At 41.7% G+C, this 25,187-nt stretch carries 22 protein-coding genes and 1 pseudogene; 14 read left to right on the top strand and 9 right to left on the bottom strand.

From position 1 onward, the window contains the following. The first annotated feature begins 47 nt into the window (after window positions 1–47). From FTT75_RS11825 to FTT75_RS11815, 3 genes are all read left to right on the top strand, one after another. Window positions 48–884 (top strand): ParA family protein, encoded by an 837-nt coding sequence (locus FTT75_RS11825; RefSeq protein WP_100329695.1) that lies wholly within the window; start codon window positions 48–50, stop codon window positions 882–884. Window positions 885–897: 13 nt separating this feature from the next. Then, window positions 898–1,290 (top strand): hypothetical protein, encoded by a 393-nt coding sequence (locus FTT75_RS11820; protein ID WP_180186469.1) that lies wholly within the window; start codon window positions 898–900, stop codon window positions 1,288–1,290. Window positions 1,291–1,484: 194 nt separating this feature from the next. Then, window positions 1,485–2,078, top strand: a complete 594-nt coding sequence (locus FTT75_RS11815) for a hypothetical protein (protein ID WP_005094603.1) — start codon at window positions 1,485–1,487, stop codon at window positions 2,076–2,078. A 21-nt stretch (window positions 2,079–2,099) separates the two neighbouring features. Here the strand turns inward: FTT75_RS11815 and FTT75_RS11810 are convergent, their stop codons facing one another. Continuing rightward, on the bottom strand, window positions 2,100–2,738 hold the full coding sequence (locus FTT75_RS11810) for a DedA family protein (RefSeq protein ID WP_180186468.1): 639 nt from the start codon (window positions 2,736–2,738) through the stop codon (window positions 2,100–2,102). Window positions 2,739–3,009: 271 nt separating this feature from the next. Here FTT75_RS11810 and FTT75_RS11805 point away from each other — a divergent pair, with 271 nt between their 5' ends. Beyond that, window positions 3,010–3,372, top strand: coding sequence for a NirD/YgiW/YdeI family stress tolerance protein (locus FTT75_RS11805; RefSeq protein ID WP_005094599.1), 363 nt, complete (start codon window positions 3,010–3,012; stop codon window positions 3,370–3,372). Window positions 3,373–3,563: 191 nt separating this feature from the next. After that, window positions 3,564–5,132 carry a glutamine-hydrolyzing GMP synthase gene (gene guaA / locus FTT75_RS11800; protein ID WP_005094597.1) on the top strand — a complete coding sequence of 523 codons (1,569 nt, stop codon included), beginning with the start codon at window positions 3,564–3,566 and terminating at the stop codon, window positions 5,130–5,132. A 419-nt stretch (window positions 5,133–5,551) separates the two neighbouring features. On the opposite strand, the gene FTT75_RS11795 is transcribed toward guaA, so the two are convergent. Continuing rightward, window positions 5,552–6,889: a GGDEF domain-containing protein gene (locus FTT75_RS11795; protein ID WP_180186467.1), complete on the bottom strand. Its 1,338-nt coding sequence runs from the start codon at window positions 6,887–6,889 to the stop codon at window positions 5,552–5,554. Window positions 6,890–7,400: 511 nt separating this feature from the next. Here FTT75_RS11795 and FTT75_RS11790 point away from each other — a divergent pair. Together FTT75_RS11790 and FTT75_RS11785 are read left to right on the top strand one after the other, a co-directional pair. Further along, entirely contained in the window at window positions 7,401–8,348 is a 948-nt protein-coding gene (locus FTT75_RS11790) for a pirin family protein (protein ID WP_100329696.1), read from the top strand. A gap of 163 nt (window positions 8,349–8,511) precedes the next feature. Next, window positions 8,512–9,162: a glutathione S-transferase family protein gene (locus FTT75_RS11785; protein ID WP_100329697.1), complete on the top strand. Its 651-nt coding sequence runs from the start codon at window positions 8,512–8,514 to the stop codon at window positions 9,160–9,162. A gap of 39 nt (window positions 9,163–9,201) precedes the next feature. Here the strand turns inward: FTT75_RS11785 and phoR are convergent, their stop codons facing one another. The 3 genes from phoR to FTT75_RS11770 form a co-directional block, all read right to left on the bottom strand. Next, on the bottom strand, window positions 9,202–10,560 hold the full coding sequence (gene phoR / locus FTT75_RS11780; protein WP_005094591.1) for a phosphate regulon sensor histidine kinase PhoR: 1,359 nt from the start codon (window positions 10,558–10,560) through the stop codon (window positions 9,202–9,204). A gap of 25 nt (window positions 10,561–10,585) precedes the next feature. After that, complete coding sequence (gene phoB / locus FTT75_RS11775; protein WP_005094589.1) at window positions 10,586–11,296, bottom strand: phosphate regulon transcriptional regulator PhoB; 711 nt, start codon at window positions 11,294–11,296, stop codon at window positions 10,586–10,588. A 249-nt stretch (window positions 11,297–11,545) separates the two neighbouring features. Beyond that, a complete protein-coding gene (locus FTT75_RS11770; RefSeq protein ID WP_180186465.1) occupies window positions 11,546–12,223 on the bottom strand; it encodes a TetR/AcrR family transcriptional regulator in 678 nt (225 codons plus the stop codon). Between the two features lie 223 nt (window positions 12,224–12,446). Here FTT75_RS11770 and FTT75_RS11765 point away from each other — a divergent pair, with 223 nt between their 5' ends. Beyond that, the gene (locus FTT75_RS11765) at window positions 12,447–13,295 is read left to right on the top strand and encodes an SDR family oxidoreductase (protein WP_074383703.1); all 849 of its coding nucleotides are present in this window, start codon (window positions 12,447–12,449) and stop codon (window positions 13,293–13,295) included. 97 nt (window positions 13,296–13,392) lie between these two features. Here FTT75_RS11765 and FTT75_RS11760 read toward each other — a convergent pair whose 3' ends face one another. After that, window positions 13,393–14,757 carry an MATE family efflux transporter gene (locus tag FTT75_RS11760; protein WP_180186463.1) on the bottom strand — a complete coding sequence of 455 codons (1,365 nt, stop codon included), beginning with the start codon at window positions 14,755–14,757 and terminating at the stop codon, window positions 13,393–13,395. A gap of 128 nt (window positions 14,758–14,885) precedes the next feature. Further along, window positions 14,886–16,040 (bottom strand): methionine aminotransferase, encoded by a 1,155-nt coding sequence (locus FTT75_RS11755; RefSeq protein WP_180186461.1) that lies wholly within the window; start codon window positions 16,038–16,040, stop codon window positions 14,886–14,888. Window positions 16,041–16,285: 245 nt separating this feature from the next. Here FTT75_RS11755 and FTT75_RS11750 point away from each other — a divergent pair, with 245 nt between their 5' ends. The 4 genes from FTT75_RS11750 to FTT75_RS11735 are packed head-to-tail and all read left to right on the top strand — an operon-like array spanning window position 16,286 to window position 22,581. After that, complete coding sequence (locus FTT75_RS11750; RefSeq protein ID WP_180186459.1) at window positions 16,286–19,189, top strand: type VI secretion system Vgr family protein; 2,904 nt, start codon at window positions 16,286–16,288, stop codon at window positions 19,187–19,189. 5 nt (window positions 19,190–19,194) lie between these two features. Then, the gene (locus tag FTT75_RS11745; RefSeq protein WP_180078427.1) at window positions 19,195–19,731 is read left to right on the top strand and encodes a hypothetical protein; all 537 of its coding nucleotides are present in this window, start codon (window positions 19,195–19,197) and stop codon (window positions 19,729–19,731) included. Next, on the top strand, window positions 19,728–22,103 hold the full coding sequence (locus FTT75_RS11740) for a M23 family metallopeptidase (protein WP_180186457.1): 2,376 nt from the start codon (window positions 19,728–19,730) through the stop codon (window positions 22,101–22,103). Before FTT75_RS11745 ends, FTT75_RS11740 begins: the two co-directional genes overlap by 4 nt. A gap of 10 nt (window positions 22,104–22,113) precedes the next feature. Continuing rightward, window positions 22,114–22,581: a hypothetical protein gene (locus FTT75_RS11735; RefSeq protein WP_005173803.1), complete on the top strand. Its 468-nt coding sequence runs from the start codon at window positions 22,114–22,116 to the stop codon at window positions 22,579–22,581. Window positions 22,582–22,733: 152 nt separating this feature from the next. Here the strand turns inward: FTT75_RS11735 and FTT75_RS11730 are convergent, their stop codons facing one another. Then, entirely contained in the window at window positions 22,734–23,654 is a 921-nt protein-coding gene (locus FTT75_RS11730) for a Dyp-type peroxidase (protein WP_100329703.1), read from the bottom strand. Between the two features lie 161 nt (window positions 23,655–23,815). On the opposite strand from FTT75_RS11730, the gene FTT75_RS11725 reads away from it, so the two are divergent. Together FTT75_RS11725 and FTT75_RS11720 are read left to right on the top strand one after the other, a co-directional pair. Beyond that, the gene (locus FTT75_RS11725) at window positions 23,816–24,436 is read left to right on the top strand and encodes a LysE family transporter (RefSeq protein ID WP_180000265.1); all 621 of its coding nucleotides are present in this window, start codon (window positions 23,816–23,818) and stop codon (window positions 24,434–24,436) included. Window positions 24,437–24,527: 91 nt separating this feature from the next. Next, window positions 24,528–24,782 (top strand): hypothetical protein, encoded by a 255-nt coding sequence (locus FTT75_RS11720; protein WP_180000267.1) that lies wholly within the window; start codon window positions 24,528–24,530, stop codon window positions 24,780–24,782. Here FTT75_RS11720 and FTT75_RS11715 read toward each other — a convergent pair. Beyond that, window positions 24,765–25,064 (bottom strand): annotated as a pseudogene (locus FTT75_RS11715) (DUF523 domain-containing protein); the annotation flags it as partial. The gene FTT75_RS11720 and the pseudogene FTT75_RS11715 sit on opposite strands and share 18 nt — an antisense overlap. Between the last annotated feature and the right edge of the window lie 123 nt (window positions 25,065–25,187).

The raw sequence follows: 25,187 nt of genomic DNA, 5'->3' as shown, positions 1-25,187 counted from the left end.
TAAAAATACAAGTGTGATAAAAGTAGTTAAAAATAACAGGAGGGGACATGCATACACGTGTGGTATTTAATCAAAAAGGTGGGGTGGGTAAGTCCAGTATTACCGTTAATCTGGCCGCGATCAGCGCACATCAGGGTTTAAAAACTTTACTCATTGATCTGGATCCACAAGCCAATTCCAGTCAATACGTATTAGGTGAGGATGCGACCTATTCAAGTGACAAGCCGGCATTAGAACCGAATATTGAAAACTATTTTGAAAATGTGCTGGGCAATCAGCAAAGTAAAGGCTTGCTCGGCAATGCAATTGGCTCGATTTTGAAAAGCCGTAGCAAAGGTCTGGAAAGTTATGTGCATCAGTCTCCCTTTAAGTATCTGGATGTGATTCCAGCCAGCCCGACACTGGGCGCTTTGGCACATGCACTGGAGTCCAAGCATAAAATCTACAAACTGCGAGATGCTTTACAACAATTGTCCGGGCAATATGATCGGGTGTTTATTGATACCCCACCGGCGTTTAATTTCTTTACACTGTCAGCTTTGATTGCGGCAGACCGCGTGCTGATTCCATTTGACTGTGATGTGTTTTCTAAACGCGCCTTACAGACCCTGATTGAAAATGTCATTGAAACCCAAGATGACCATAATGAAAGACTGGAAATTGAAGGTATTGTGGTGAATCAGTTTCAGGCACAGGCCAGATTACCGCGTGAAGTGGTGCAGCAACTGAAAGATGAAGGATTGCCCGTACTCAATAGTATGTTACCGCCCTCCATCTTAATGAAAGAATCTCATCATAAAAATCAGCCCCTGATTCATTTGGCTACTGATCATAAATTGACTCAGGCCTATCAATCGTTGTTCAATGAGATAGAGCAGAACTAAGATCGAGTTAACTATGAAACTTGTGAAATTAAGCCTGAGTATTGCAGCATTTGCATTGCTGAGTGCTTGTGCAACAACGGTAAAACCCACCTATGTGTCCCCGACCCAGTATCAGACCTTGGGTTGTCAGCAGCTGCAAGGCGAATATAACCGTATTCAGCAATATATCGACAATGGTGTGGAAGCACCAAAACGCACGGGTGTAGGTCTGGGCGTCGGTCTGGGTGGTGGCTGGGGCAGTCGCGGTGGTTGGGGAATTGGTCCGAGTGTTTCCGTCAATATGGGACAGTCATCCAATACCAAGCGAACCGAACTGGCACGGCTGTTAGGTGAACAGGAAGCGATTGTTCAGGCCGCCCGTTACAAAAATTGTCCGATTGTGGTTCGTCAGAATATTGCTAAATAACCAATTCCTGATCTCTTCATAAATGCTGATCTTGGGTCAGCATTTTTTATGCTTTTTTCAAAATAGCCGAGCTGATATTCCGCTTAATATCACTTGAAATGGCGCATATCGTTTCAGCATTCTAGATTTATAGAGCTGTTCTGGCATGAGAATATTGATTAAGCTATAAGCTAGGCCCGGAATAGTTCATCACGATGATTGAAAATTGGTTATTTGTATTGGGGCTAATCGCCGTTCTGATGATTCCAGGGCCGGCGAATGCCTTGGTCGCCAGCTCTGCGTATCAGCAGGGTCAGGCCAAAACCAGCCTTTATATTCCGGCCATTCTGATGGGCTATTTTTATGCGATTAATGTCTGGGCTTTGTTAATTCATCTGGCTTTACCGATCTGGCCAAATTTCAAAAGCTTGTTGTATGTCCTGAGTACCATCTGTGTGGGCTGGATGACGCTGCATTTATATAAGGCCCAGCAGTTAGAACGCTATAGCAAAAATCATCCGCAGATTCGTCCCTGGCAAATGTTTACTGTCACCTTAAGCAATCCTAAAGCAGCATTGTTGGCCTCCGGGATTTTACCCATGGAAACCTGGCAAAGTCCGACCAACTTTGTTCTGGTGTTTGCTGCCTTTTGCTTAAGTACCGTTCCAGTAGGGATTTTCTGGATGGTCTTTGGTCAGGCAATTTTGAGCAGTCACTCTGAAAAAATAAAAGCCGGCCTTATTTATAAAGGCTCGGCTCTGTTTGTACTGCTTTGTCTGATCCCATTACTGATCAAGCTCTGGGATTAAATGCACAGGCTATAAAAAATCTTAAGCTGTTTTACTTTTTTTGAGTCTTTGTTGAATAAAGCCGATCACACCTGGCAAGACACTTAAAATAATAATACCGAAAATCAAATAGGTGAAGTTATCTTTGACGATCGGCATATTACCGAACATATAGCCCAGAATGACAAATGAGCTGATCCAGATAAATCCACCCACTACATTATAGCTCAGGAAATATTTGTAATTCATGCTGCCAGCACCAGCGACAAAAGGTGCAAAGGTACGAGCAAAAGGCACAAAACGCGCAAAAATAATGGTTTTACCACCATGTCTGGCAAAGAATTGCTGGGTCGCCAATAAATGTTTTTTATTGATAAAGCGCGATTCAATCTCGAAAACCCGCGGCCCGATATATTTGCCAATATGGTAATTCAGGGTATCGCCCAATACTGCCGCAACAAATAAAAGCGAAATCAGTACCCAGGGATCCATCACACCTGTAGACGCTGCCAAAGCACCTGCTGCAAATAGCAAGCTGTCGCCGGGCAGGAACGGCATCACCACCAAACCTGTTTCCACAAAGATAATCAGGAAAAGAATGGCATAAATCCAGATCCCGTAATTGGTGATAAATTCAAGCAAGTGATCATCAACATGCAAGATAAAATCAATCAGTTCCATGAGCCCAGTACAAGCAAAAGTGTGCTCAAATCCTAACAGCGATCACCTATAAAGTCAGTAATAAAAGTCGACTATTTTGCGGCTTATTTTTCTGCTGTCGGGCGAATCCCTTCACTTTTAAAATAGATATATCAGCGTATAAATATATTTTTATTGGGGCTTTTTGAGCAGATGACACAAATTCATCATGGCGTTACACAACGTCTGCGGCATCTATTTCGGCTTTCTGTTTAGATCATGGAATCATCATAAAAATGGCAGGTCAACACACATGAAAAAATATATTCTGGCGACACTGGTTCTGGCAGCTGCCAGTCCGGCACTTTGGGCTAAATCAGATCAGGCTATTCTGGAGGAAGCAAAACGGAATGTGGTCAGTATTGCTCAGGCACATAAAATGAAAGATGAAACTGGCGTGACCTTAAGGGGGCAGATCGTCAAACAGCGTGCAGCACAAAGTGACGAATTTGAATTAAGAGATAAAACCGGCAGCATCATGATTGATGTGGATGACGACCACTGGAAAAGATTAAAACTCAAAGCAGGCGATCGGGTAGAAGTCTGGGGCGAGGTCGATACGCACCGCAACAAACCCACCGATATTGAAGTGATTCAGATTGAACGCGTGAAATAAACCATTCATTTGGCTGGAACAGAAAAGCAGCGAAACTCTGCTCTCCTGTGAACCAGTCAAAAATGAGGGCATTATTTTCTGAAATTTCTTAACTGTTTAATATTTAAACCAATTGGAATAGTGTGCTTAAACACAAGAAAAATGCTAGAATACGGCGCTTATCTTTCGTTTGCCTTTCATAGTTGTTCGTCATGACTACCAATACTCAAATTACTGAAGATCGTATCCTGATTCTGGATTTCGGTTCTCAATATAGTCAGCTCATTGCACGCCGTGTCCGTGAAGCTGGTGTATATTCTGAAATGTATGCCTATGATATGTCTGAAGAAGACATTCGTGCATTTAATCCAAACGGTATCATCTTGTCTGGTGGACCTGAGAGCGTTCACCTTGAAGGCAGCCCGCGTGCGCCACAAGTGGTATTCGAGCTCGGTGTACCGGTATTGGGTATTTGTTATGGCCTGCAAACCATGTGCGAACAGCTTGGCGGTAAAGTCGAGCCAGGTACTGTGCATGAGTTCGGTTATGCAGAAGTTGATATCGTGGTACGTGACAAGCTGATCGGTAATTTACAGGACCGTGAAAACCAGTTGCATGTCTGGATGAGTCATGGTGACAAGGTTGCCCGTATTCCAGAAGGCTTCCAGATCACTGCACAAACTCCAAGCTGTCCAATTGCGATGGTGTCTGACGAAACTCGTGGTTTCTATGGTATTCAGTTCCATCCTGAAGTGACACATACCTCTAAAGGGGCAGAATTACTGTCGAACTTCGTTCATCAAATTTGTGGTTGCCGCGGTCTATGGACGCCAGAACACATTATTGATCTACGTGTAGAACAGCTTCGCCAACAGATCGGTGATGAAAAAGTATTACTTGGTCTTTCAGGTGGTGTGGATTCATCTGTCGTTGCAGCGCTGTTGCATAAAGCGATTGGTGATCAGCTGACATGTGTGTTTGTCGACAATGGTCTGCTTCGTTTGAACGAAGGTGATCAAGTGATGCAAATGTTTGCTGACAATATGGGGATTCGTGTCATCCGTGCTGCTGCAGAAGAGCGTTTCTTGACTGCACTTGCAGGCGAAGTTGATCCTGAAGCAAAACGTAAAATTATTGGCCGTGAGTTTATTGCAGTCTTTGCTGAAGAAGCACGTAAATTAGATGGGGTAAAATTCCTGGCTCAAGGTACGATTTATCCAGACGTGATTGAATCTGCTGCAAGCAAACAGGGCAAGGCACATGTGATTAAATCGCACCACAACGTGGGTGGTTTACCAGCAGACTTGGCTTTTGAACTGGTTGAACCATTACGTGACTTGTTTAAAGATGAAGTACGTAAATTGGGTACCACTTTGGGCTTGCCACACAGCATGATTTACCGTCATCCATTCCCAGGCCCAGGTCTAGGTGTGCGTATCTTGGGTGAAGTGAAAAAAGAATATGCAGACATTTTACGTCTTGCTGATGACATTTTTATGCAGGAACTTCGTGCCAGCGGTTGGTATGACAAGACTGCTCAAGCATTTGCGGTATTCCAGCCGGTGAAATCTGTCGGTGTTGTCGGTGATGGTCGCCGTTATGCATGGGTAATTGCACTGCGTGCAGTAGAAACTGTGGACTTTATGACTGCTCGTTTCGCGCATCTTCCTTATGATCTAGTCGATAAAATCTCGACTCGTATCATGAATGAAATTAAAGATGTTTCTCGTGTTGTGTATGACGTATCGTCTAAACCACCTGCAACTATTGAATGGGAGTAAAATCGGGATTTCTAAAAGCGATAGCTTTTAGCCGATTTTACGCCAAGAGCTATGCTCGCGGCAGTGAGGGATTTCACGAAGCACGGCTTCTTGCCTAAATTACGGCAAAGGCTATGGTTGCGCCAATCAGGATTTCACGAAGCACGGCTTCTTGCCTGAATTACTGCCAAGGCTATGGCTGCGCCAGTCAGTGTTTCAAGGAGCACGGCTTCTTGCCTGAATGATGCCAAGCGCTATGCACGTAGTAAATATCTGGTTGATCGGAGATATCCCGATAAAAAAAGAGCGCTTCGGTGCTCTTTTTTATGAGTTTTTATGAGGATTTTTTCTTCGTGATAGAATATGCAACTTTTCCATGTAAAGTTTATAAAAATTTAAGTTTTCACTAATATTCCTGATTTCATTATTTAAAGGGCAGATCAGAATTGCTTGGTTTGATTGGCCTTTGAATGACCTTGCTGGGTCACGAGCTTAAAGGCATTCCAGGAATTGGCTGGAGCAGGTTTGGGCTTTTCCAGCATTTTGGAATGATAAACTTCAATCCGATTTCGGCCTGATTTTTTCGCCTGATATAAAGCGATATCGGCTTGCTTGATCAGCTCCTCCAGCTTTTGCGTAGGCGACTCCAGTTCTGCTATACCAATCGAAATGGTAAAACGAATGGGCTGGTTCGGTTTGGCATAAACAAATTGTTTCTGAATTGCACAACGAATTCGCTCTGCAATCACCAGACTGTCTGGCAGCTGGGTATCTTCCAAGAGAGCAATAAACTCTTCACCACCAAAACGTGCCAGTACATCGCTATGGCGCATTTCTTTACGGGTGACTTCAGCAATCAGTTGTAGTACGCGATCGCCGATGTCATGCCCATAGTTGTCATTGATATTTTTAAAATGATCGACATCAAACATCAGCAGGCAGGTGCTGGCATGTTTGGGCCATTGATGAATAGAACGTTCAGCCATATCGACAAAATGGCGGCGGTTGTATAACTGGGTCAAATCATCCGTATGTGCCAGATTTTTTAAGGTTTGATAGTTCCATTCGTCCAGCAAAGAGCGCAGGAAGGAACGCCGTACGTTCAGAATATTATTCCAGTTAATATAAATGCTAAAAAACCAGAGTGGACTAAAAACGACAGTAAAAATAAAGGCTTGAGATGCATTCATTAACTGGGTCACTCCAATCATGATAAACAGGGCAATCAAGATGGAACAATAGACCGCAACTTTAAATTGGGTCTGTATACACAGATTGGCGATGAGAATAAAGATCGCAGAGGCATAAATATAGGTAGCAACATGGGGGCTGCTTGAAAGCACCAGCAAGCCAATCCATGCAGCTGCAGCCACAGTGGTGGCGATCGGCAGGATTCTATCTAGAATCTGAATATTTTTATATGTGTTAAACAAGTAATAACAGCAAAGCATAGCGCCTAGAACCAAGATGACGCGCATCAGACCAGAAATAAAAAACATGTCTGGAATAATCAGAATATCGGCAAAGAAATACAGCAAAAAGGCAATTTGTGCCAGATAGTTGATTTGACGTAAATCAGTATGACTATGCGTATAGACATAATCGTGAAAATATTGCTGAAACGGGGCAGGAATACGGGCATGAGAGTCTGTCAGCGCCTGTTCGATCAGCTGACGGTTTTGCAGATCACATTCAGATAATTTCAGTGATTTATCGGTCATCGAGTTTTGAAAAGATATATTCGCCGTTGAATATATATTTTCATGCTGAGCAGACATGTCCTGGTCCAGGATTATTTTTATAGGTGCCTATTATGCCGTGATTGGATGAAAAATAACCTCCCTAAAATTGGGTATCTGACTTAAATTTGACTTTAAAACGTAACAAAAATTATATTTTTTAGCTGCGAAAGTGATTGAAATCCATAAAAATAATTTTTAATTGCTTTAATTTTTAAATTAAAATCATTCGTTTCACGTGAAACATTGGGTAATTGGGCCAGCAATGTCGAAATGGCTTCTAGCGCAGGCTTGAGAGCACCCTAATCAGCATTGAGCCACTTCCACTCAGGCTGTTACACTGCGAAATTCAGGTTTGATCGCTTGAACAGGAGTTAGATCGATCAAGCGATGTTAAGGGTTTTATACGTATCTAAATATTTCCAAAGATAGATTTTGCAAATAGACCCTGTACATTGTCCTGAATAGGGAGACATCTTGCAGCAGTCCAAGGGAAGAATGTTTCACATAATTTAAGATTTAGAATGAAAATGTCGAGGTGAGCTCAGCCATGTCGAATAATAGTGATATTGAACTGTCCAATTCGGATGATTGTGAAAAATATGTCAATCAGTTTATTCAGGAATTCCCTTTACGCCGTGCCGAAATCGGACAGGGTACCGTAATCAAACGTGCCTTGCCCAGCCGACATAAACGCATGATTGGTGCCTGGTGTTTTCTGGATCATGCCGGTCCGGCCAGCTTTCCACAAGGCGATGGCCTAGATGTTGGGCCACATCCCCATATTGGTCTGCAGACCTTTACCTGGATGCTGCAAGGCACCATGATGCACAATGACAGTTTAGGTACTCAGCAGCTAATTCGTCCCAAACAGGTCAATCTGATGACCTCGGGCTATGGTATTTCACATACGGAAGTTTCTCCAGAAAGCGAAACGCATATGCATGCGGCGCAGTTATGGATTGCCTTACCGGATGACAAGATCAATATGGCACCGGCTTTTGAGCATTATCCTGAATTGCCTGTGGTTAATGATCAGGGCATTGAATTTACCGTCTTAGTCGGTGAATATTTAAAAACCGTTTCACCGGTAAAAGTGCATAGTGAACTGCTCGGGGTAGACCTGTATGCAGCAGAAAGTACCAGTGCGCGCTTAGCCCTGAATCCAAAATTTGAATATGGTTTTATGGTACTTGAGGGAACAGCCAGCATTAATGGGCATGAACTGACGGAAGATAACATGCTGATCCTTGAACTGGGATTAGAGCAGGTTAATGCTGATATTCATGCCGGGAGCCGTGTGCTACTTATTGGTGGTGAACCATTTGAAAGCCCGATTTTACTGTGGTGGAATTTGGTCGGACGTACCACCGAGGAACTTAAAATTGCGCGGCAACAATGGATTGAAGGCCATGAACGCTTCGGTTCGATTCCGGCCTATGATGGACCACGTTTAGAAGCTCCAGCATTTCCAGACCGGATGCGTGCTTCCAGATAAACGATCAGAATTGCAGGGGGGGATGGAACCCTGTCGGATTTGAACTGAAAATGGCAAATCTGCAACCTAGGGAACAGAGCATTACAGTCATCAAAAATTGCGCTACATTCCGCTGCTTTTTGCTATGCTCAGCAAGCAAGAACAATAAAATCATGAGTCTAATATGCGTGTTTTACATCATCTCGAACAATCACGATCGTTTCGTATTCTCTGGGCCATGGAAGAGTTAGGACTGGATTATGAAGTGCAATATTATCAGCGCCAGCCTAATCTTTCCGCACCACCGGCCTTAAAACAGATTCATCCCTTGGGTAAGGCGCCAATTCTGACCGATCAGGAGCAGGTACTGGCGGAATCTGCGGCGATCCTGGAGTATTTACAGGAAAGCTATGATGAACAGCAGCAGTTTCGCCCAAAAGATCCTGCCGATAAGGCCCAGTACCGTTACTGGATGCATTATGCAGAAGGTTCATTAATGCCACTGCTGGTGATGCAACTGGTGATGACCACTGTACCGAAACATACCCCTTTACTGATTCGACCAGTAGCCAAGAAAATTTGTGAGGGAGTGAAGAAACAGTTTGTACAAAGCCGCTTAAAAGATCATATCCAGTTTCTGGAACGCTATTTGAGCGAGCATGACTATTTTGCCGGACACTTCAGTTTTGCCGATATTCAGATGAGTTTTCCTTTGGAGGCCATGCAAAGCCGGACTGGCCAAAGTTATCCGGCGATTCAGGCTTATCTGAAACGGGTATCGCAACGTGCAGCCTATGCGCGTGCACTGGCCAAAGAAAAACAGATAGCATCCTGAAAAAAAAGCTGCCGATGGCAGCTTTTTTAATGGGGGATATCAGTCTGGAAAGCTGAGGCGCTCTTTGGGGAAAATCACCTTAAAAGTGGAACCCTGGTTTTCCTTGGATTCAATTTCGAGATGTGCCTGATGTTGCATCAGGACATGCTTGACAATTGCCAATCCTAAACCGGTGCCACCGGTACGCCGGCTACGGTCTGAATCGATCCGGTAAAAACGTTCAGTCAGACGTGGCAAGTGTTTGGGATCAATTCCGATGCCGTTATCTTCCACTACAAAATAGGCAGATTCACCATCATCATGCCAACCCATGGTAATGATTCCACCTTTAGGCGTATATTTAATCGCATTGGTGATCAGATTGCTAAAGGCGCTGGCCAGTTCCATATCTGAACCGATCAGATCGCAATGACTGTCAATATCCAGATTCAGGGTATGCCCATAGTCGATATTATAGGCCTGTGCATCATCAAATAGCTGATTCATCAGACTTGGCATTTCGATGATCTGGTTTTTGGCAATATTCTTGTCATTTTCCAGACGTGACAGCAGTAGCAGGTCATTCACCAGCGCGTTCATGCGTCGGGTCTGCGACTGCATCTGATCAAAGGCACGTTTCCAGCGCGGATTGATATCTTCCTGGTCGGTAAAGGTTTCAATATAGCCACTGAGTACGGTTAAAGGCGTGCGCAGCTCATGCGAAATATTATCGACAAAATCTTTACGCATCTGTTCCAGATTGTGCATCCGGGTCACATCATAGGCGACCAGTACCCGGCTTTCTCCACCAAAGCGGGTCATTTTGACCTGGACATAATGATCTTCGAACAGCGAAGATCTCATTTTCAGGCCATCCGGTGACTCATCAATATGATGATAATATTCAATAAAACTCGGCTGGCGCAGCAAAGTTAAAATATTACGGCGACGGTCATCACTGGAGATCCCGAGTAGACGTTCGGCGGCTGGATTCCACCATTCAATCTGCTGGTTTTCATCAATTAAAACCACTGCTTCTTGCAAGGCCACCAGTGAAGACTGTGCTCGATCGATCAGTTCCACCATTTCTGCCTGAACAATCCGTTCCTGCCGCTGAGCGCGATAAACATTAAATAACAGTGCGCCCCAAATCCCGCCGATATTCGGCGGAACATCATAAGGGCGATTAGAAATCCATTCATTGACCAGATATAAAGAGCGCATCTGGGTGCTAAAGAACGCCACAAAGGCAATGACGATACAAATCCAGAAATACCCAATCCCAAAACCGATAAGGCTGGCGATGATCAGGAAAAAAGCCAGTAAGCGTAAATCCTGTTTGGCAAAATCCCATAAACTGCTGTAACGGATTCTTTTGTGCTCACGTGCCAGTTCGGGGACAGGGTAGGGTTCATACATAAAACAAGATTTACCTTAAAAGACGTTAACCTAAAGCCACATCTGCACGGGTTGAAAAACGGTAACCGGTTCCACGTACGGTTTGTACATAGCGGTTTGCGCCATAAGGTTCCAGCACTTTGCGCAAACGGCGTATATGGACGTCAATAGTACGGTCTTCAATATAGACGTTGCCGCCCCAAACCTGATCCAGTAATTGCGCACGGGTATAGGCACGTTCCGGATGGGTCATAAAGAACGCCAATAGACGGTATTCAGTGGGCCCCATTTCCAGAATTTTATCGCCAAAATTAACCCGCTGACTGACCGGATCCAGAATCAGGCCATTGGCATCAATGGTTTTTTCACCGCTGAGTGCATTGGCACGGCGCAGGACAGCTTTAATGCGTGACACCAGTTCCCGGGTCGAGAACGGCTTGGTCATGTAATCATCGGCACCGGCATCCAGACCTTGTACTTTGTGGTCTTCTTCACCGCGTGCGGTCAGCATGATCACCGGAATTTCTGACAGGCTTTCATCACGTTTCAGACGACGACATAGATCTACACCGCTGATCCCGCCCGGCATCATCCAGTCCAGCAAAATCAGTGCCGGACGCTGATCCACAATCATCTGATGCGCCTGCTTGGCATCTTCGGCCTGTAAGCATTGAAAACCGGCCATATCCAGAGAGGTATGGATCATTTCCCGAATCGGGAGTTCGTCATCGACGATTAATATGTAGTCATCTTTCACAACGCAATACCCTATTTCATGTAAACGGTGAACCGTTTTATATTTATGACAGGCTTATTACAAAGACTAATTATGACAGTATCATTGCAGAAAGGGAAAAACTGCTGAAATTCGCAAAGATTTGTGACAATTTTAGTAAAGAAACTTGTTAAAAAATCATAAATTAATTTTACTTTTATCGATGCTTCAGCAGAAACCTGCAATCTGTTTTAGAATGTAGAAAATCTGATTAAACCTTTGATTTAATAGCTATTTTTTGTCTGAAAATGACTCCAATAATGCCAAAAATACCACACTGCACGATGATAAAACTTCCTCAAGTGACTGCTTGAATCCACTCAGGACCCAGCGAATGGCAATTTGGGTGACATAGCCATTTAAACCGGTCGACACCAGTGAAATTTCCTGCTCACTACGATTTAACTGCGGCATCATTAACATGACAAAGGCATGAATCATGCGGTCGAAGCGCGACATGGTTTCATGAATGGTGGCCTGATTATGCAACTCCTGCACCAGCATGGCATCAATATAAATGATCCGTGCCATACGCGGATTGTCACGCAAGGTGCTAAGCAAGGCGGTTAGCCCCGCTTCAATCATTTTTTTCGGATCAGTGGATGCCTGCATCATGGCCTGCATGACATTCTGTTGCAGTTCATCAATCAGTTTTAAAAAGATGGTCTGAAACAGGTGCTCACTTTTTTTAAAAGATTCATAAAAATAACGTTCGGTCAGTTTGGCTTCATTGCAGATATCTTTCACGGTTACTGAAAAAAAGCCATGGCTGCCATAAGCTTCAATGCCGGCTTCAATCAGCTTTTCACGACGTACCTGCTGTCGCTCAGCCATCGACAGGCCTTTAAACTGACGTTCCTTGCTTTTGGGTGGTCGTGATGGTGCTGCTGCATTGATTGAATCGGTCATAAGGCCTGGCTACTCATCTGCATGAAGATTTTGAATATCTTAGCAATAAATCACGCTTTGACCTATGTCGAAATTCAGCAGAGGAATTTGGCCGCTAAGGACATCGGATAATTATTGACAATCTATATTGTCAAAATTATATTGAGGATCTGTGCTAACTCCTGAAACAACAGAGCAAGATCCTGCTGTCATGGAAGAGCAGTTATTTACATAAGGAAATTCAATGAAAAATTTTAAGAATAAAGTCGCTGCCATTACCGGTGCCGGTTCAGGGATCGGTCAGCAACTGGCAGTTTTGCTGGCACAGCAAGGCTGCCATCTGGCACTAAGTGATATTAATGAACAGGGACTGGCACAAACGGTTGAATTGTTGCAGGGCAGTGATGTCCGGGTGACGATTCAAAAAGTCAACGTGGCCAAGCTACAAGAGGTACGCAGCTGGGCAGCACAGGTGGAGCAGGATCATGGCAGTGTCAACATGATCTTTAACAATGCCGGCGTGGCACTTGGCTGCACCGTAGAAGGTGCGAGCTATGAAGATCTGGAATGGATCGTCGACATTAATTTCTGGGGCGTGGTGTATGGCACCAAAGAATTTTTGCCTTTAATCAAGAAAACCGGCGATGGTCATGTGATTAATATTTCCAGTCTGTTTGGTTTAACCGCGCAGCCGACCCAGTCGGCATATAACGCGACCAAGTTTGCAGTGCGTGGTTTTACCGAATCCTTGCGTCAGGAACTGGATCTGCAAAATTGCGGTGTGAGTGCACTTTGTGTACATCCGGGGGGAATTCGTACCAATATTGCCAATGCTGCGAAAATGAATGACAGTATGCTGACCTTGGGCATGAATCCGGAAAAAGCCGCCCGTAATTTTAATAAACTGCTGCGTTGCCCGCCAGTAGAAGCCGCTCGTCAGATTCTGGAGGCGGTACAGAAAGACAAACGCCGTTTATTAATTGGTAACGATGCCAAAGCTGTTGATTTGATTCAACGGATCTTGCCAAGCGGCTATCAGCATGTCACTGCACTGGCAAGCCAATTCGGCAAAAAGAAGAAAAAATCTGCTTAAATCATTGGATATTAAACCCGCGAAAGCGGGTTTTTAATCTTTTATTGCAGATCAGGAGTGAGTTGCTGTAAGGCTGTAGGCATGTAAAATAATGAAGCTAAACCAATATTTTAATGGTTTTTTTCTTCCAGACCAACTGATAATACAGTCCCTGCAAAATACACATGCTGACAAAGGCCAATGCATAGGCATACCAGATCCCTTCCAGCCCCCACCACTGGCTAAACAGATAAGCGGCAGGAACTTCAATACAAAGAATTGCAAAAATATTGATCAGCATCGGTGCAGTTACCGTGCCACTTGAACGCATAATTGACGCAAAAATGGCGCTGGCACCAAAGAATAAAATGGACCAAAGCACAATGAATAAAAGTTGCTGACCCAGCACCACGACCTGAGGATCAGTAATAAACAGTGCCATTAAATATTTTGAGAACAGGTAGGCCAAAACTACCAAACTGCCAGTAAACAGAATATTCATACTGAGTGCAGTCCGTGTGACTTTATTCAGCAAATCGGATTTTCCTGCACCAATCGCTTGTGCACCAAATACAGAAGCTGCAATCGCAATCGACAGAGCAGGAAACTGGATATAATTTAACACCTGGTTGACCGCACCATAGGCAGCCGTTGCTTCTGCGCCATAGCGGTTGACCAAGCCGACAATCACCAGACCGGCGACAGAAGTCGTGATCATCTGTATTCCAGTCGGAACGCCCAGACTTAAAATAATTTTGCTTAATTTAGGCTGATGGCGGATATGTTTTAATAATGCCCAGTCCAGCCTGAGCGGATGTTGTTTATAATTTAAATACAGGACTAGAAACAACAATACGGCCAGATTACCCAAAATGGTGGCAATTGCCGGCGAGATAATGCCCATTTGGGGAAAGCCAAAATATCCGGCAATTAATATCGGGGTGACTACCAAGCCCACGCCAATGGTGAGTGCGGAAGCAAACAGCGGTGTGGTGCTGTCGCCTACACCGCGCAAGATAGAGGTATAAATAATATAAATAAAAATTAGGGGACTACCTGCCAGCATCCATTGCACATAGGGCAAGGATAAATGCATCACCTCCGGATCTGTACCGAGCGCCAAGAGGATATTTTCGGCAAAAATCACACCAAACAGCGCGATCAAGCTTCCACCAATCAAGGTCATAAATAAAGTTGAACCCACCACACAGCGCACTTTTTCGATATTTTTTGCGCCCCAGGCCTGTCCAATAAGTACAGTAGAACCGGCAGATAAGCCAATGACAAAAGCCATCAAACAAAACAGGATCGGGAAAAATACCGCAACCGCAGCAATGGCATTGACTCCCAGCATTTGCCCGACAAAAACCGTATTAATCGTGCCTGAAAGGCTTTGCAGGATGTTGGTTGCAATTAATGGCAACAGAAATACCAGAAAGGCCTTCCATAAATTCTGTTGTTGGATCAGTGATTGCTGTGCCATGCCCTATCCTGTTATTGATTTTTCATCTATTTAATTATGTTGCTATTATTGAATAAAGCAGAAATAAAGGCCTTAGCTTTTAAGTAACTAAGGCATTTATTTTATAAGAATTTTAGTTAAAATTTGAATTAAACCTTTGAAAGAATTTGGCCTGCCTGAATCAGGGTCTGTTCTTTTTTTGCAAAACAGAACCTGAGCAGACGTAAATCGGCAGGCGCTTGCTGGTAGAACACAGAGACTGGAATTGCCACGATCCCGTGTTGCTCTGCCAGAAAATGACACATCTCTACATCATTTAAATCAGGCCGGATAGCCGAATAATCGAGATTCTGGAAATAAGTTCCTTGAGAGGGCGTCCATTTAAAACGTGATGTTTCTATTGATGAATTAAATAGATCACGTTTGTTTTGATAGAACCGGGAAAGTTCGCGTATATGTTCAGGATGCTGTTGCATGTATTCCGCCAAAGCCACCTGAATCGGAGTCACGCCACAGAAGCTGGCAAACTGATAAATCTGTCTGAACATTTTCATGAGTGGCGGTGCCGCCATACAAAAACCGGTTTTCCAGCCGGTGACATGAAAGGTTTTACCAAAAGAACCAATCACGAAGCTACGCTCGCGCAGTTCAGGAAATGACCAGGCTGAATGGTGCTGAACGCCGTCGAAAACCAGATGTTCATAGACTTCATCGGATAACACCACAATATTGCGCTCACGGATCAGCTCAATCAGATGTTGCCAGTCTGCTCTGGACCAGACACTACCGCTGGGGTTGTGAGGAGTGTTGACCACAATCATGCGGGTACGCTTATTGATGGCATCTTTCACCTGATTCCAGTCCACAGAAAACTCTGGATGCTGTAATGCAATATGTACAGGCGTTGCACCAGCCAGCTGTACTGCAGGTGCATAACTGTCATAGCTCGGATCGAAAATAATCACTTCATCACCCGCACGAACTGTGGCCTGAATCGCACAAAAAATCGCAATTGTGGCGCCGGAAGTAATCGTGATCTCTTCTAGCGGGTCAATGCTCAGCTGATCGCGCTGTCGATACAGATCGGCCACCAGCCCACGCAATATCGGCAAGCCATCTCCAGGTGCATACTGGTTAAATCCGTTATGACTGGCCCGGCTCAAAGCCTCAATCAATGCCGGTGGCGCAGGAAAGTCTGGAAATCCCTGTGAAAGGTTCAATGCGCCGAGTTTTTGTGCCAGGGCCGACATGGTGCTAAAAATCGTGATGCCTAGATCAGGCAGTTTAGAGGGGAATTCCAGCATGTCCTTGGCCTTGAAAATAAGATTGAATCCAGTGTAGCAGCAAGTTCTACTCTGGATAATCAGAAAATTCTGAAATATTTGGCATTATTTTTACTTCTATTTTTCAGAGATTTATTGAATAGGTGCAATTGAATTACTGAAAATCAAATGCCTAATTATGTGAAATGCACACTGAGCTGGACGAAATGGACAACTTTTCCTAGAATTTGCTCCACAATAATAATGCTTAAAACTATAACTATAAAATGCCAAAACATATTCATCTGCTACTGGAGCAACTTGGGCTGAACCGGCAGCATCGTGTGCTGCATCTGCAGTTTTCACATCTGCCCTTAAATCATCAGGTCTTGATTCAGCGGATTGATGGCCAGCATCAGATTAATCAGGGTCTGCAGGCAGAACTGATCTGCCTTTCTACGCAGGCCAATCTTGCTTTAAAGCAATTTATAGGCTGTCAGGTGGCAGTAGATCAGGTAACAGATCGTGGCGAACTTTTTCGAACCAGTGGCATTATTACCGCAGCCAGTCAGGGACACAGCGACGGTGCCTTGAGCTTGTATAAATTAACTATGCAGGATGCTACTGCACTCTGGCACAAACGCCGTAATAGTCGGGTGTTTATAAATAAGAGCGTGCGCAAAATCAGTGAAATATTATTTAGTGAATGGCAAAGCAGAAGTGCATTATTTGCAGCCAGTCTTAGTCTGGACTTGACCGGATTAAATCGGGATTACGATGTACGCCCTTTTGTGATGCAGTCCAATGAGTCGGATTATGATTTTTTAACACGTTTATGGCGTAGTGAAGGAATAAACTGGCTGGTTGATGAAAAGCACTCCATTGTTCCGGTGTCCGCTACTGAGATTCAGCCGCAGATCCTGCGTTTAATCGATCATTCTCAAGCCTTTTCAGCTTTAAAACGCCGTTCAATCCGCTTCCATCGCAGTCATGCCACCGAGCAGTTTGATACGCTGACCAGTCTGATTGCCGTACGTCAGCTTAATTCCAACAGTACCCATACCCAGCGCTGGCAAGCGCAGCACCTTGCGCAGGATCAAAGCCAGTCCTTATTAAATACTCATCAGCAAAGTAGCGTGCAGGATACGGCCAGTCTGAATCTTGAGGATGCCTGGAACATTAGTCCGGCCTGGACAGGTGATTTGAATGCCGAGGATCAGGTGACGGCATCTGGTACGGCACAACTGGAACGACTGAATCAGCAGCTCAATCATTATCATGCGCTGCAATCCAAATATTTTAAAGCCAGCAGCAGTGTACGTGATGCTCAGGTCGGGTATTGGTTTGAATTAAAACAGCATGCTGAAATTGATCAGCATCCCGTGCATGAGCGTGAATTTTTGATTTTGGGTAAACGCTTCTATAACCAGAATAATTTACCTAAAGATATTTTATTGCAGCTAGACAGCTTGCTCGGCCAAAGTGATTGGCAAATTTCGGAGGAAGAACGGCAGGGCAATCAGCTGTATATCGTCCGTCGTGACATTCCGGTCGTACCTGAATATCAGCCTTTTGTGCATCGCCCCGTTGCATATCCGCAGCGAGCTCGAGTGGTCGGGCCTGAAGGTGAAACAATCCATGTCGATGCTTGGGGAAGAGTGAAAGTTCGTTTTCTATTTACCCGAAGTGATGACCATCAACATGATGCCGGTGCAGGCAGCAATGACAATGATAGTGATTCGGCCTGGATTGATGTCTTAACCCCTTGGGCTGGTGAAGGTTATGGAGTCAGATTGCATCCACGAGTTGGTGAAATGGTGGTGATTGATTTTTTTGAAGGCGATATCGATCGGCCCTTTGTTATGGGACGGATTCACGAAGCAGAACGACATCCAGTGATGTTTGATGCGAAGGGACAATTACCAGCCACCAGAAAACTCAGTGGGATCCGTTCCCAAGAAGTGGATGGCGAGGGTTTCAACCAGCTGCGTTTTGATGATACGACGGATCAGATTAGTGCGCAGTTACACAGTAGTCATGGTGCTAGCCAGTTGAATTTAGGAAATCTCAGTCATCCTAAAGAAACAGAATCGAGTGAAGGTCGTGGGGAAGGGTTTGAACTTAGGACAGATCAGTGGGGGGTGGTACGAGCAGGGCAAGGCTTACTGATTTCGACCTATTCGCAAGATACAGCAGCAGGTAATCACCTGGATGCTAAGCCTACCAAGAACCAGATGGAATCAAATCTGAATAACACCAAAGTTCTGAGTGACATGGCAGAAGCTCAGCAAACTGATCCGCTTGAGCTTTTTAATAGCTTAAAACAATTTCTGAATCAACTAGAAACTGAAGATGCGAGCAAAGCCACTGCATTTAAACAGGCTGTTATGGTATTAACGGCACCACATTCGATTGCGCTGAGTACAAATGAAAATATTCATTTATCTGCAGACCAGCAGATAAATTACAGTGCAGGGGAAAGTATCCATCTATCGACTCAACAGTCTCTGATTGCACATGCGCAGCACAAGATCAGCCTATTTGCTGCTCAGAACGGAGCACGCTTATATGCAGGCAAAGGTAAAATTGAAATACAGGCCCAAGATGATGCCATCGAAGCAATTGCACGGAAGGTGATTAAGCTGATTTCAACTGAAGACAAGATTGAGATCACCAGTCCGAAAGAGATCCTGCTAACCGCAGGAGGGTCTCAAATAAAGATTAATAGCAGTGGAGTATGTATCACAACTGGTGGGAAGTTTGAATGTAAGGCGGGGCAGCATTTGTTTGAAGGTGGAGCAAGGGTAAACTCTCAGCTTCCAAAAATGCCGAAGAATGGTACATTTAGTAGAAGATTTGATTTTAGTGATATCTTTAATCTAGAAAATTTAAAAGATCAGATTAAGTTTAAAATAATAAATAAAACAAAGAATTTTGAATATATTGGAGTATTAGATGAAATGGCTAGAACACCAAGAATATTTAGTGATTCATCAGATAATATAGAAATTCAATTTATTGGTAATATTGATGATAAAAGTATTATGTCTATCAAGGAGTTAAACGAGGATATTTACAATTATGACACGGGTGACTCAGTGGATGATGGAATCAATATTCATAGTGAAGAAAAGTCGGATGATGAATATAAGGATAATTTAAAAGATGATTTTAATAAGTTTGGAGCTTAGAAAGTATGAAGAAAGATATTGCTTTACTTTTACTTGTGTTTATTTCAGTGCAAGCCTTTGCTAAAGAAAATGTTTGTGAAAAAATATGGAATAATCGGCAGGATAATATAGAAGTTATAAAAATAGAAAAAAATAATATCCCATGTACTCAAATTTGGGAAGATGTGAATAAGTTGAAAATTTTAAAATTGATTGGTTTAAATCCTAAAGATAATCAATGGATGTCAACAGGTGAATGTCAGGTTATAGAAGTTGATAAAAATAAATATCAAGTTTATTATGCTTATTTAAAAAATGATCACAGTGATATAAGAATCATCAATGATATTAAGGGTAATTATTTTTCATATTTTAGAAATTTAGGTCATTATGATGTATTTGAAGATAAATTTTTCCCAACAGAAAAAGAAAATAAAAATGGTGTAGAGTTAAGTTGCCCGGGTTTAGGTGATTTTGAAAAGTTAAAATCTATTTTAAATTCATATATAAGTAGTAAAAAAATTGATATTAATAAATTTAGTTTTGAGGACTTAAATAAATGAGGAGTGGTAAGTTAATAAATAGAAAAAGTTATCCATTAACACGATATGGATTTATATGTGCTGTTTCAAGAAAAGAATCTTCGTCAGATTTAAGTTTATCTTTAAATGCACCTTTAAATATTAATGCAAGTAAAATAAAAAACTCTCTAGGCTATATTGGTCTTTTCCAGTTTGGTGAAGCCGCACTTATTGATCTTGGATATTATAAGCATTGGAATGCTAATTCTGATAAAACTAAAGCAAATGATTGGACAGGGAACTGGGTTGGAAAGAATGGTATAAATTCTCTATCAGATTTTTTGAAATCTCCCTCTAAACAAATTCAAATTATTGGACAATGGATAGACTTTCTTTGTGAAAGATTAAGGAACAGAAATTTTAATGAATATTATGGAAAAATAATTAACGGTATTGAAATTACTGAATCTGGTGCTATTGCAGGTGCTCATTTAGTTGGGGATGGTGGATTAGGTTCTTTTTTAGGTGTGCCAGGTTTTAAAGGGAATTATAAAGAGTCAGATGGAAATAATGTTCATATTAGTAAATATATTGATCTGTTTAACTATTACGATCTAGAAAGTTGTTGTGATAGGAAAATATATATATTATTAAGAAATCAAATAGGACAGATAGTAAAAAATAAAAAACTAACTATTCAATCTGAATATAATGGTAAGTTCGAACAATCTAAATTCACTGTAGATACAGAATCGGATGATCAAGGATTATTACCTGTAATTATTAGGCATCCAAATAGTAAAATTATAATTAAGGCAGATGGTAAACAATCAGAAGTTATCATGCAAGCTGCCAATAAAAAACAATCTATTGAGTTAAGTATAAGTGAAGATATTAAAATTCAGGCTGTCTTACAAGAATCTTCAAAACCAGAACCAAAAAAAGAAAAGGTTGTTATTGAGCAAAAAGTATATGATTCTAAAAATGATACAACAGAACTCCAAGTTTGTAAAAATATAACGTTTGATATCTCAATAGTAGAAGGTGACACTAATAGAAAAATAACAAATATGAGATTTTTTATAAAATATAAAGGCAAGCTCAAAGAACATACTTCGGATGGGGCAGGAATAAAAAAAAGTATCATCGCTGAAGAGGGTGAAATTTTAGATATATTAGTGAGTGGGATAAAAGGCTATCAAAAAATAAAGACAATATCTGTAAATAAAACAATTGAAAATAGTTGTGTATATGTCCCGTTAGGGCTAGTAAACGTAAAGCTTAAGGTAAGTGATAGTCATGATAAAATTTTAAAAAAAAATAAATTCTTTGTAGCATATAGAGGAAGAGAAATAGAAAAAATAACAGACAATAATGGTTATATTGAGCTAAAAATGCTAAATGCTTTTGTTTATAAACTTTTACTTTCAAATAGAAAATCTGTTTTAACTTTAAGGAATGATCCAAGTGTTTCATTGATTAGGGTGATTTTAAATCCTGCTGCTACAACAATACAAATGCTTGATATAGTATCAAATAGTCCAAGAGTAGAAGCACCAACAAAAGGAATTCCAGCTAAAAATGAAGAAAGCTTTGTTGATTATTTAATGGACTTTTTTCCGTCACTCGGTAAGATCGATAATGTCTATACAGAGAAAAATGGTAATCCGCTAACAAAGCAATACGGTAGTGATGTTTCATTTACGATAAAAACAATTAATAAAAAAACACGTAAAGAGGAAAATCTTCCTTACTCAATCAAGTACGATGGAGCTAAAAAGAATCACTATTCTGGGAAAGATGGAATTGGATTAAAAAAACATAAAGGACAACAAGGTAAAAAAATAGAAATTAGTGTAAATGTTAAAGGGCAAGATCAAGTTTTACATACTACGATACTTGAAAATCCTATGCCCCTTATTGAAATAATAATAGATAAGCCAAATGATGATGGATCATATTTATTTCCACTTAAAACAAAAACAAGGTCTTATAAAAATGGTTTTGCTCGATTTGGTTCTAATAGAAGTGGAGGAAAACGAAAGCATGCGGGATGTGATCTCTACGCGCCGGCAGGTACAGAGGTTAGGGCTATGGCAGATGGTATAGTAAGAAATATTTATTATTTTTATGATAATACTGATGCTATTGAGATTACTCATCAAAAACATATAATTCGTTATGGCGAAGTTAGGAAAGATAAATCTTTGGTAAAAGCTGGTGATAAAGTTGTGAGGGGTCAAGTTATTGGTTATGTTGGAAGTTTAACAACTAAAGGTATCCCAAGTATGATGTTACATTTGGAGATGTTTTCTAATACTGATAATACGGGCACTCTGAATGGTAATAGTATTTATAAGCGTCGTTCAGATTTAGTTGATCCTACTCCATTTTTGGATAATGCATTATTATGAGAAAATTTTAATGAAAAATATTTATATTTTAAGTTTTATAATTGCTTTGACAGGTTGTAGTGATAAAAGCCAAGATAAAGTACAAAACAGTTCAACCAATGAACCGCATATAATAAATTCAGAAGAAAATGGGAAACAAACTATTGAAAGTAAAAATGATGGTTTAATAGAGAAAGAAATACAGGAAAGCGAAGATACTGCAGCTATAGTAGAAAAAACAAATAATGTAAATCATATTTCATGTTCAAATAAAAATATTACAAAATGGTATGGTTTTGATGAGGCTTCAGCTGAACCAGCTTGTGACGTTGTAAGTAATCTTAAGCTACAATCCTATAAATGTAATATCTCTAAAAATGCTTTTGGTGAGAATAAAGATGCAATTTTGTTAGAAAATGAAGATCACAGAATATTTGTTTATTTTGACTTAAAGGATTGTAATAACATATTAGATATACGAAATTCTAATGCACCTTAAAATTGAAAACTTTTTTAATGTGTAAATTTCTATACAGTTAAAAACTAAAATTGGTACTCGCTCTATCATTTTTTAACGGTATTCACTTGATATCCCTCTAAATTAAATTCGAAAAATATTTGAAAGAAGCCGACTTCCGTCGGCTTCTTAAATTACCCTTCCAAAACTTCTTCCAACAACTCTTCACTCGGTGCGAAGTAATATGCTCCATCCAGGGGAGTGACGAAGTGTAGCAAGCGGTCATGGATCCCATCGCCAGACGTACCAAACATACGCTCTAACATGGCATCAATAATAGTTAAGTCTTTGGTATAGGCAATGAAGAATAGACCTTGGTCACCACGGCCATCACCATAAGGCAAGGAATGACGGAGAATCTCCATTTCTTCGCCTTCTTCATCTTCCACTACAGTACGTGCAACGTGAGCATTTGCCGGTTTAACCTCATCCTCTAGTTCAATCGATTCCAGTTTGGTACGACCCATCACTTGCTCTTGAGTATCGACTTTCAGCTTTTTCCACTTTTCCAGATCATGCGCATAACGCTGGGCAAAAATAAATGAACCATCTTGGAAAATGCCCGTATCTTCACCGAGTAATGCCACCTCAGCACGATCATCTGGGAATTGCGGATTTTCAGTGCCATCAATAAAGCCTGTCACATCACGGCCATCAAAATAGCGAAAGCAGACACGTTCATCCAGAACTTCAACCTGATCCTGAATCCCTTCAAAAAAAGCCTGACTCAGCGCAAAACAGATATCCGCCCGTGCACTGGCAATATGAATCAGAATATCTGCCGGAACAACCGGCATTGCAAATGAACCCTGAATCGGTTCAAGCTGTTTGAAACCCGCAGGGCTTTGTGAATAAAGTCTTGACCAAAGCTCAGGACCAAAAGCGACAGCTGTTTTAATTTGTGCTTGAGGATGTTGCGTAATCAGACGATCACGAGAAGTAAAAAGATGTTCTAATTTTTCTTTGAGTGCTTCAATATTTAAGTCTTTAAGACGCAATACAATAAAGCGAGCATGATCTGAGGGGAGGGGCAAGATTACCGATTGGGCTGTCATTCATGGCTCCTGTAATGATAAATCCTGTTTTTTAATGCACATATTGTGCCTGAAGCTCTGCAGAGTGAACAGTGCAGCGCCTTATATTTAAGCAATTTTTTAGCCTGAATCTATTGGATAAGTCCTATAATATTGTGCAAGTTTTCCAGAGTTGAATGTTCATGTCCTACCAAATGTGGTTTGCCTATATGCTGGCCTGTTGGGTGATTAGTGTTTCACCCGGTGCAGGGGCAATTGCCTCGATGTCGAGTGGGCTGAATTATGGTTTTCGACATGGCTACTGGAATGCATTGGGTCTGCAACTGGCATTACTGGTGCAGATTGCAGTGGTGGCAGCCGGAGTGGGGGTGCTGTTTGCGACCACGCCATGGGCATTTTTGGTGGTAAAATGGTTTGGTGTGGGCTATTTATTATATTTGGCTATTTTACAGTGGAAAGCGCCACTACAATCCATCGAAATTAAACATGAATTGGCACGTAAATCTGCGGGAAAACTGATTTTATATGGTTTTTTGGTGAATATGAGTAATCCCAAAGCCATTGTGTTTTTACTGGCTGTATTGCCACAATTTCTGGATTTATCCAAACCACAATGGATTCAGTATGTGATTATGGCGCTGACCATGATCACGATTGATCTGATTGTGATGGCGGGCTACACGGGGCTTGCTGCAAAAGTTTTACGATTGCTCAAGTCACCAAAACAACAGAAAATTATGAACCGTAGTTTTGCAGTGCTGTTTGCTTGTGCTGCGAGCTTATTAAGCTTGGTACATCAATAACAGTATGGAATACATTTTTAAGTCTATTAATTGATTTTTAAGCATATTTCATCTGGTTTGATCGTATGAAAACAACAATAGGCGAAGCAGCATGTCAACGCCATTATGGATTTTGATCTATGTCTTACACTGCATTTTAACCAAGTGGATTATTTCGTGGGGCGGGGCAGCATATATTAGAGGCTGGAAAACATGGTTTGTGTTTAACACATCTCAATCTGAAGAATGGACGAAAGATCAGGTAATTATGATGGCGTGGTTCTTTTGGATTGCATTCACGATTTTATTTTTGATTGGGCTGTTTAATCCTGAATTTCGCTTTTATAAATTAAAGAATAGTCTGTGATAATTGCGCCAAGAATTCATGTTCAGTCATCACAACAATGCTATGCTGTTTAAAGAGTGCAGCGGTAACACCATCACCCTGAATTTTATGTCCTGAAAATGATCCGTTATAAATCAAATCACTACCACAAGAGGGACTGTGGGCTTTAAGAATTGCATGTGTGGCGTGAAAGTCTTGCGCAACTTTTAAAGCGAGATATGCACCTTGTATAAAAGCTTGAGAAACATCATTGCCTAGAATATCTATAACTAAAGATTTTTGCGCAAGTACATCTAAGCCAGAGGTGGATCAGGAAATTTGAACAACACTTATAAGTGATATTTTGCTCCCCAAATGATGTTATAAACATCAATATATGGAGTATTTTATGACACGTAGACCAAGAAGAAATCATTCAAATGACTT

It is taken from the genome of Acinetobacter sp. YH01008, assembly GCF_013420435.1.
Classification (GTDB): domain Bacteria; phylum Pseudomonadota; class Gammaproteobacteria; order Pseudomonadales; family Moraxellaceae; genus Acinetobacter; species Acinetobacter pseudolwoffii.
This window is presented reverse-complemented; position numbering and strand designations above follow the sequence as displayed.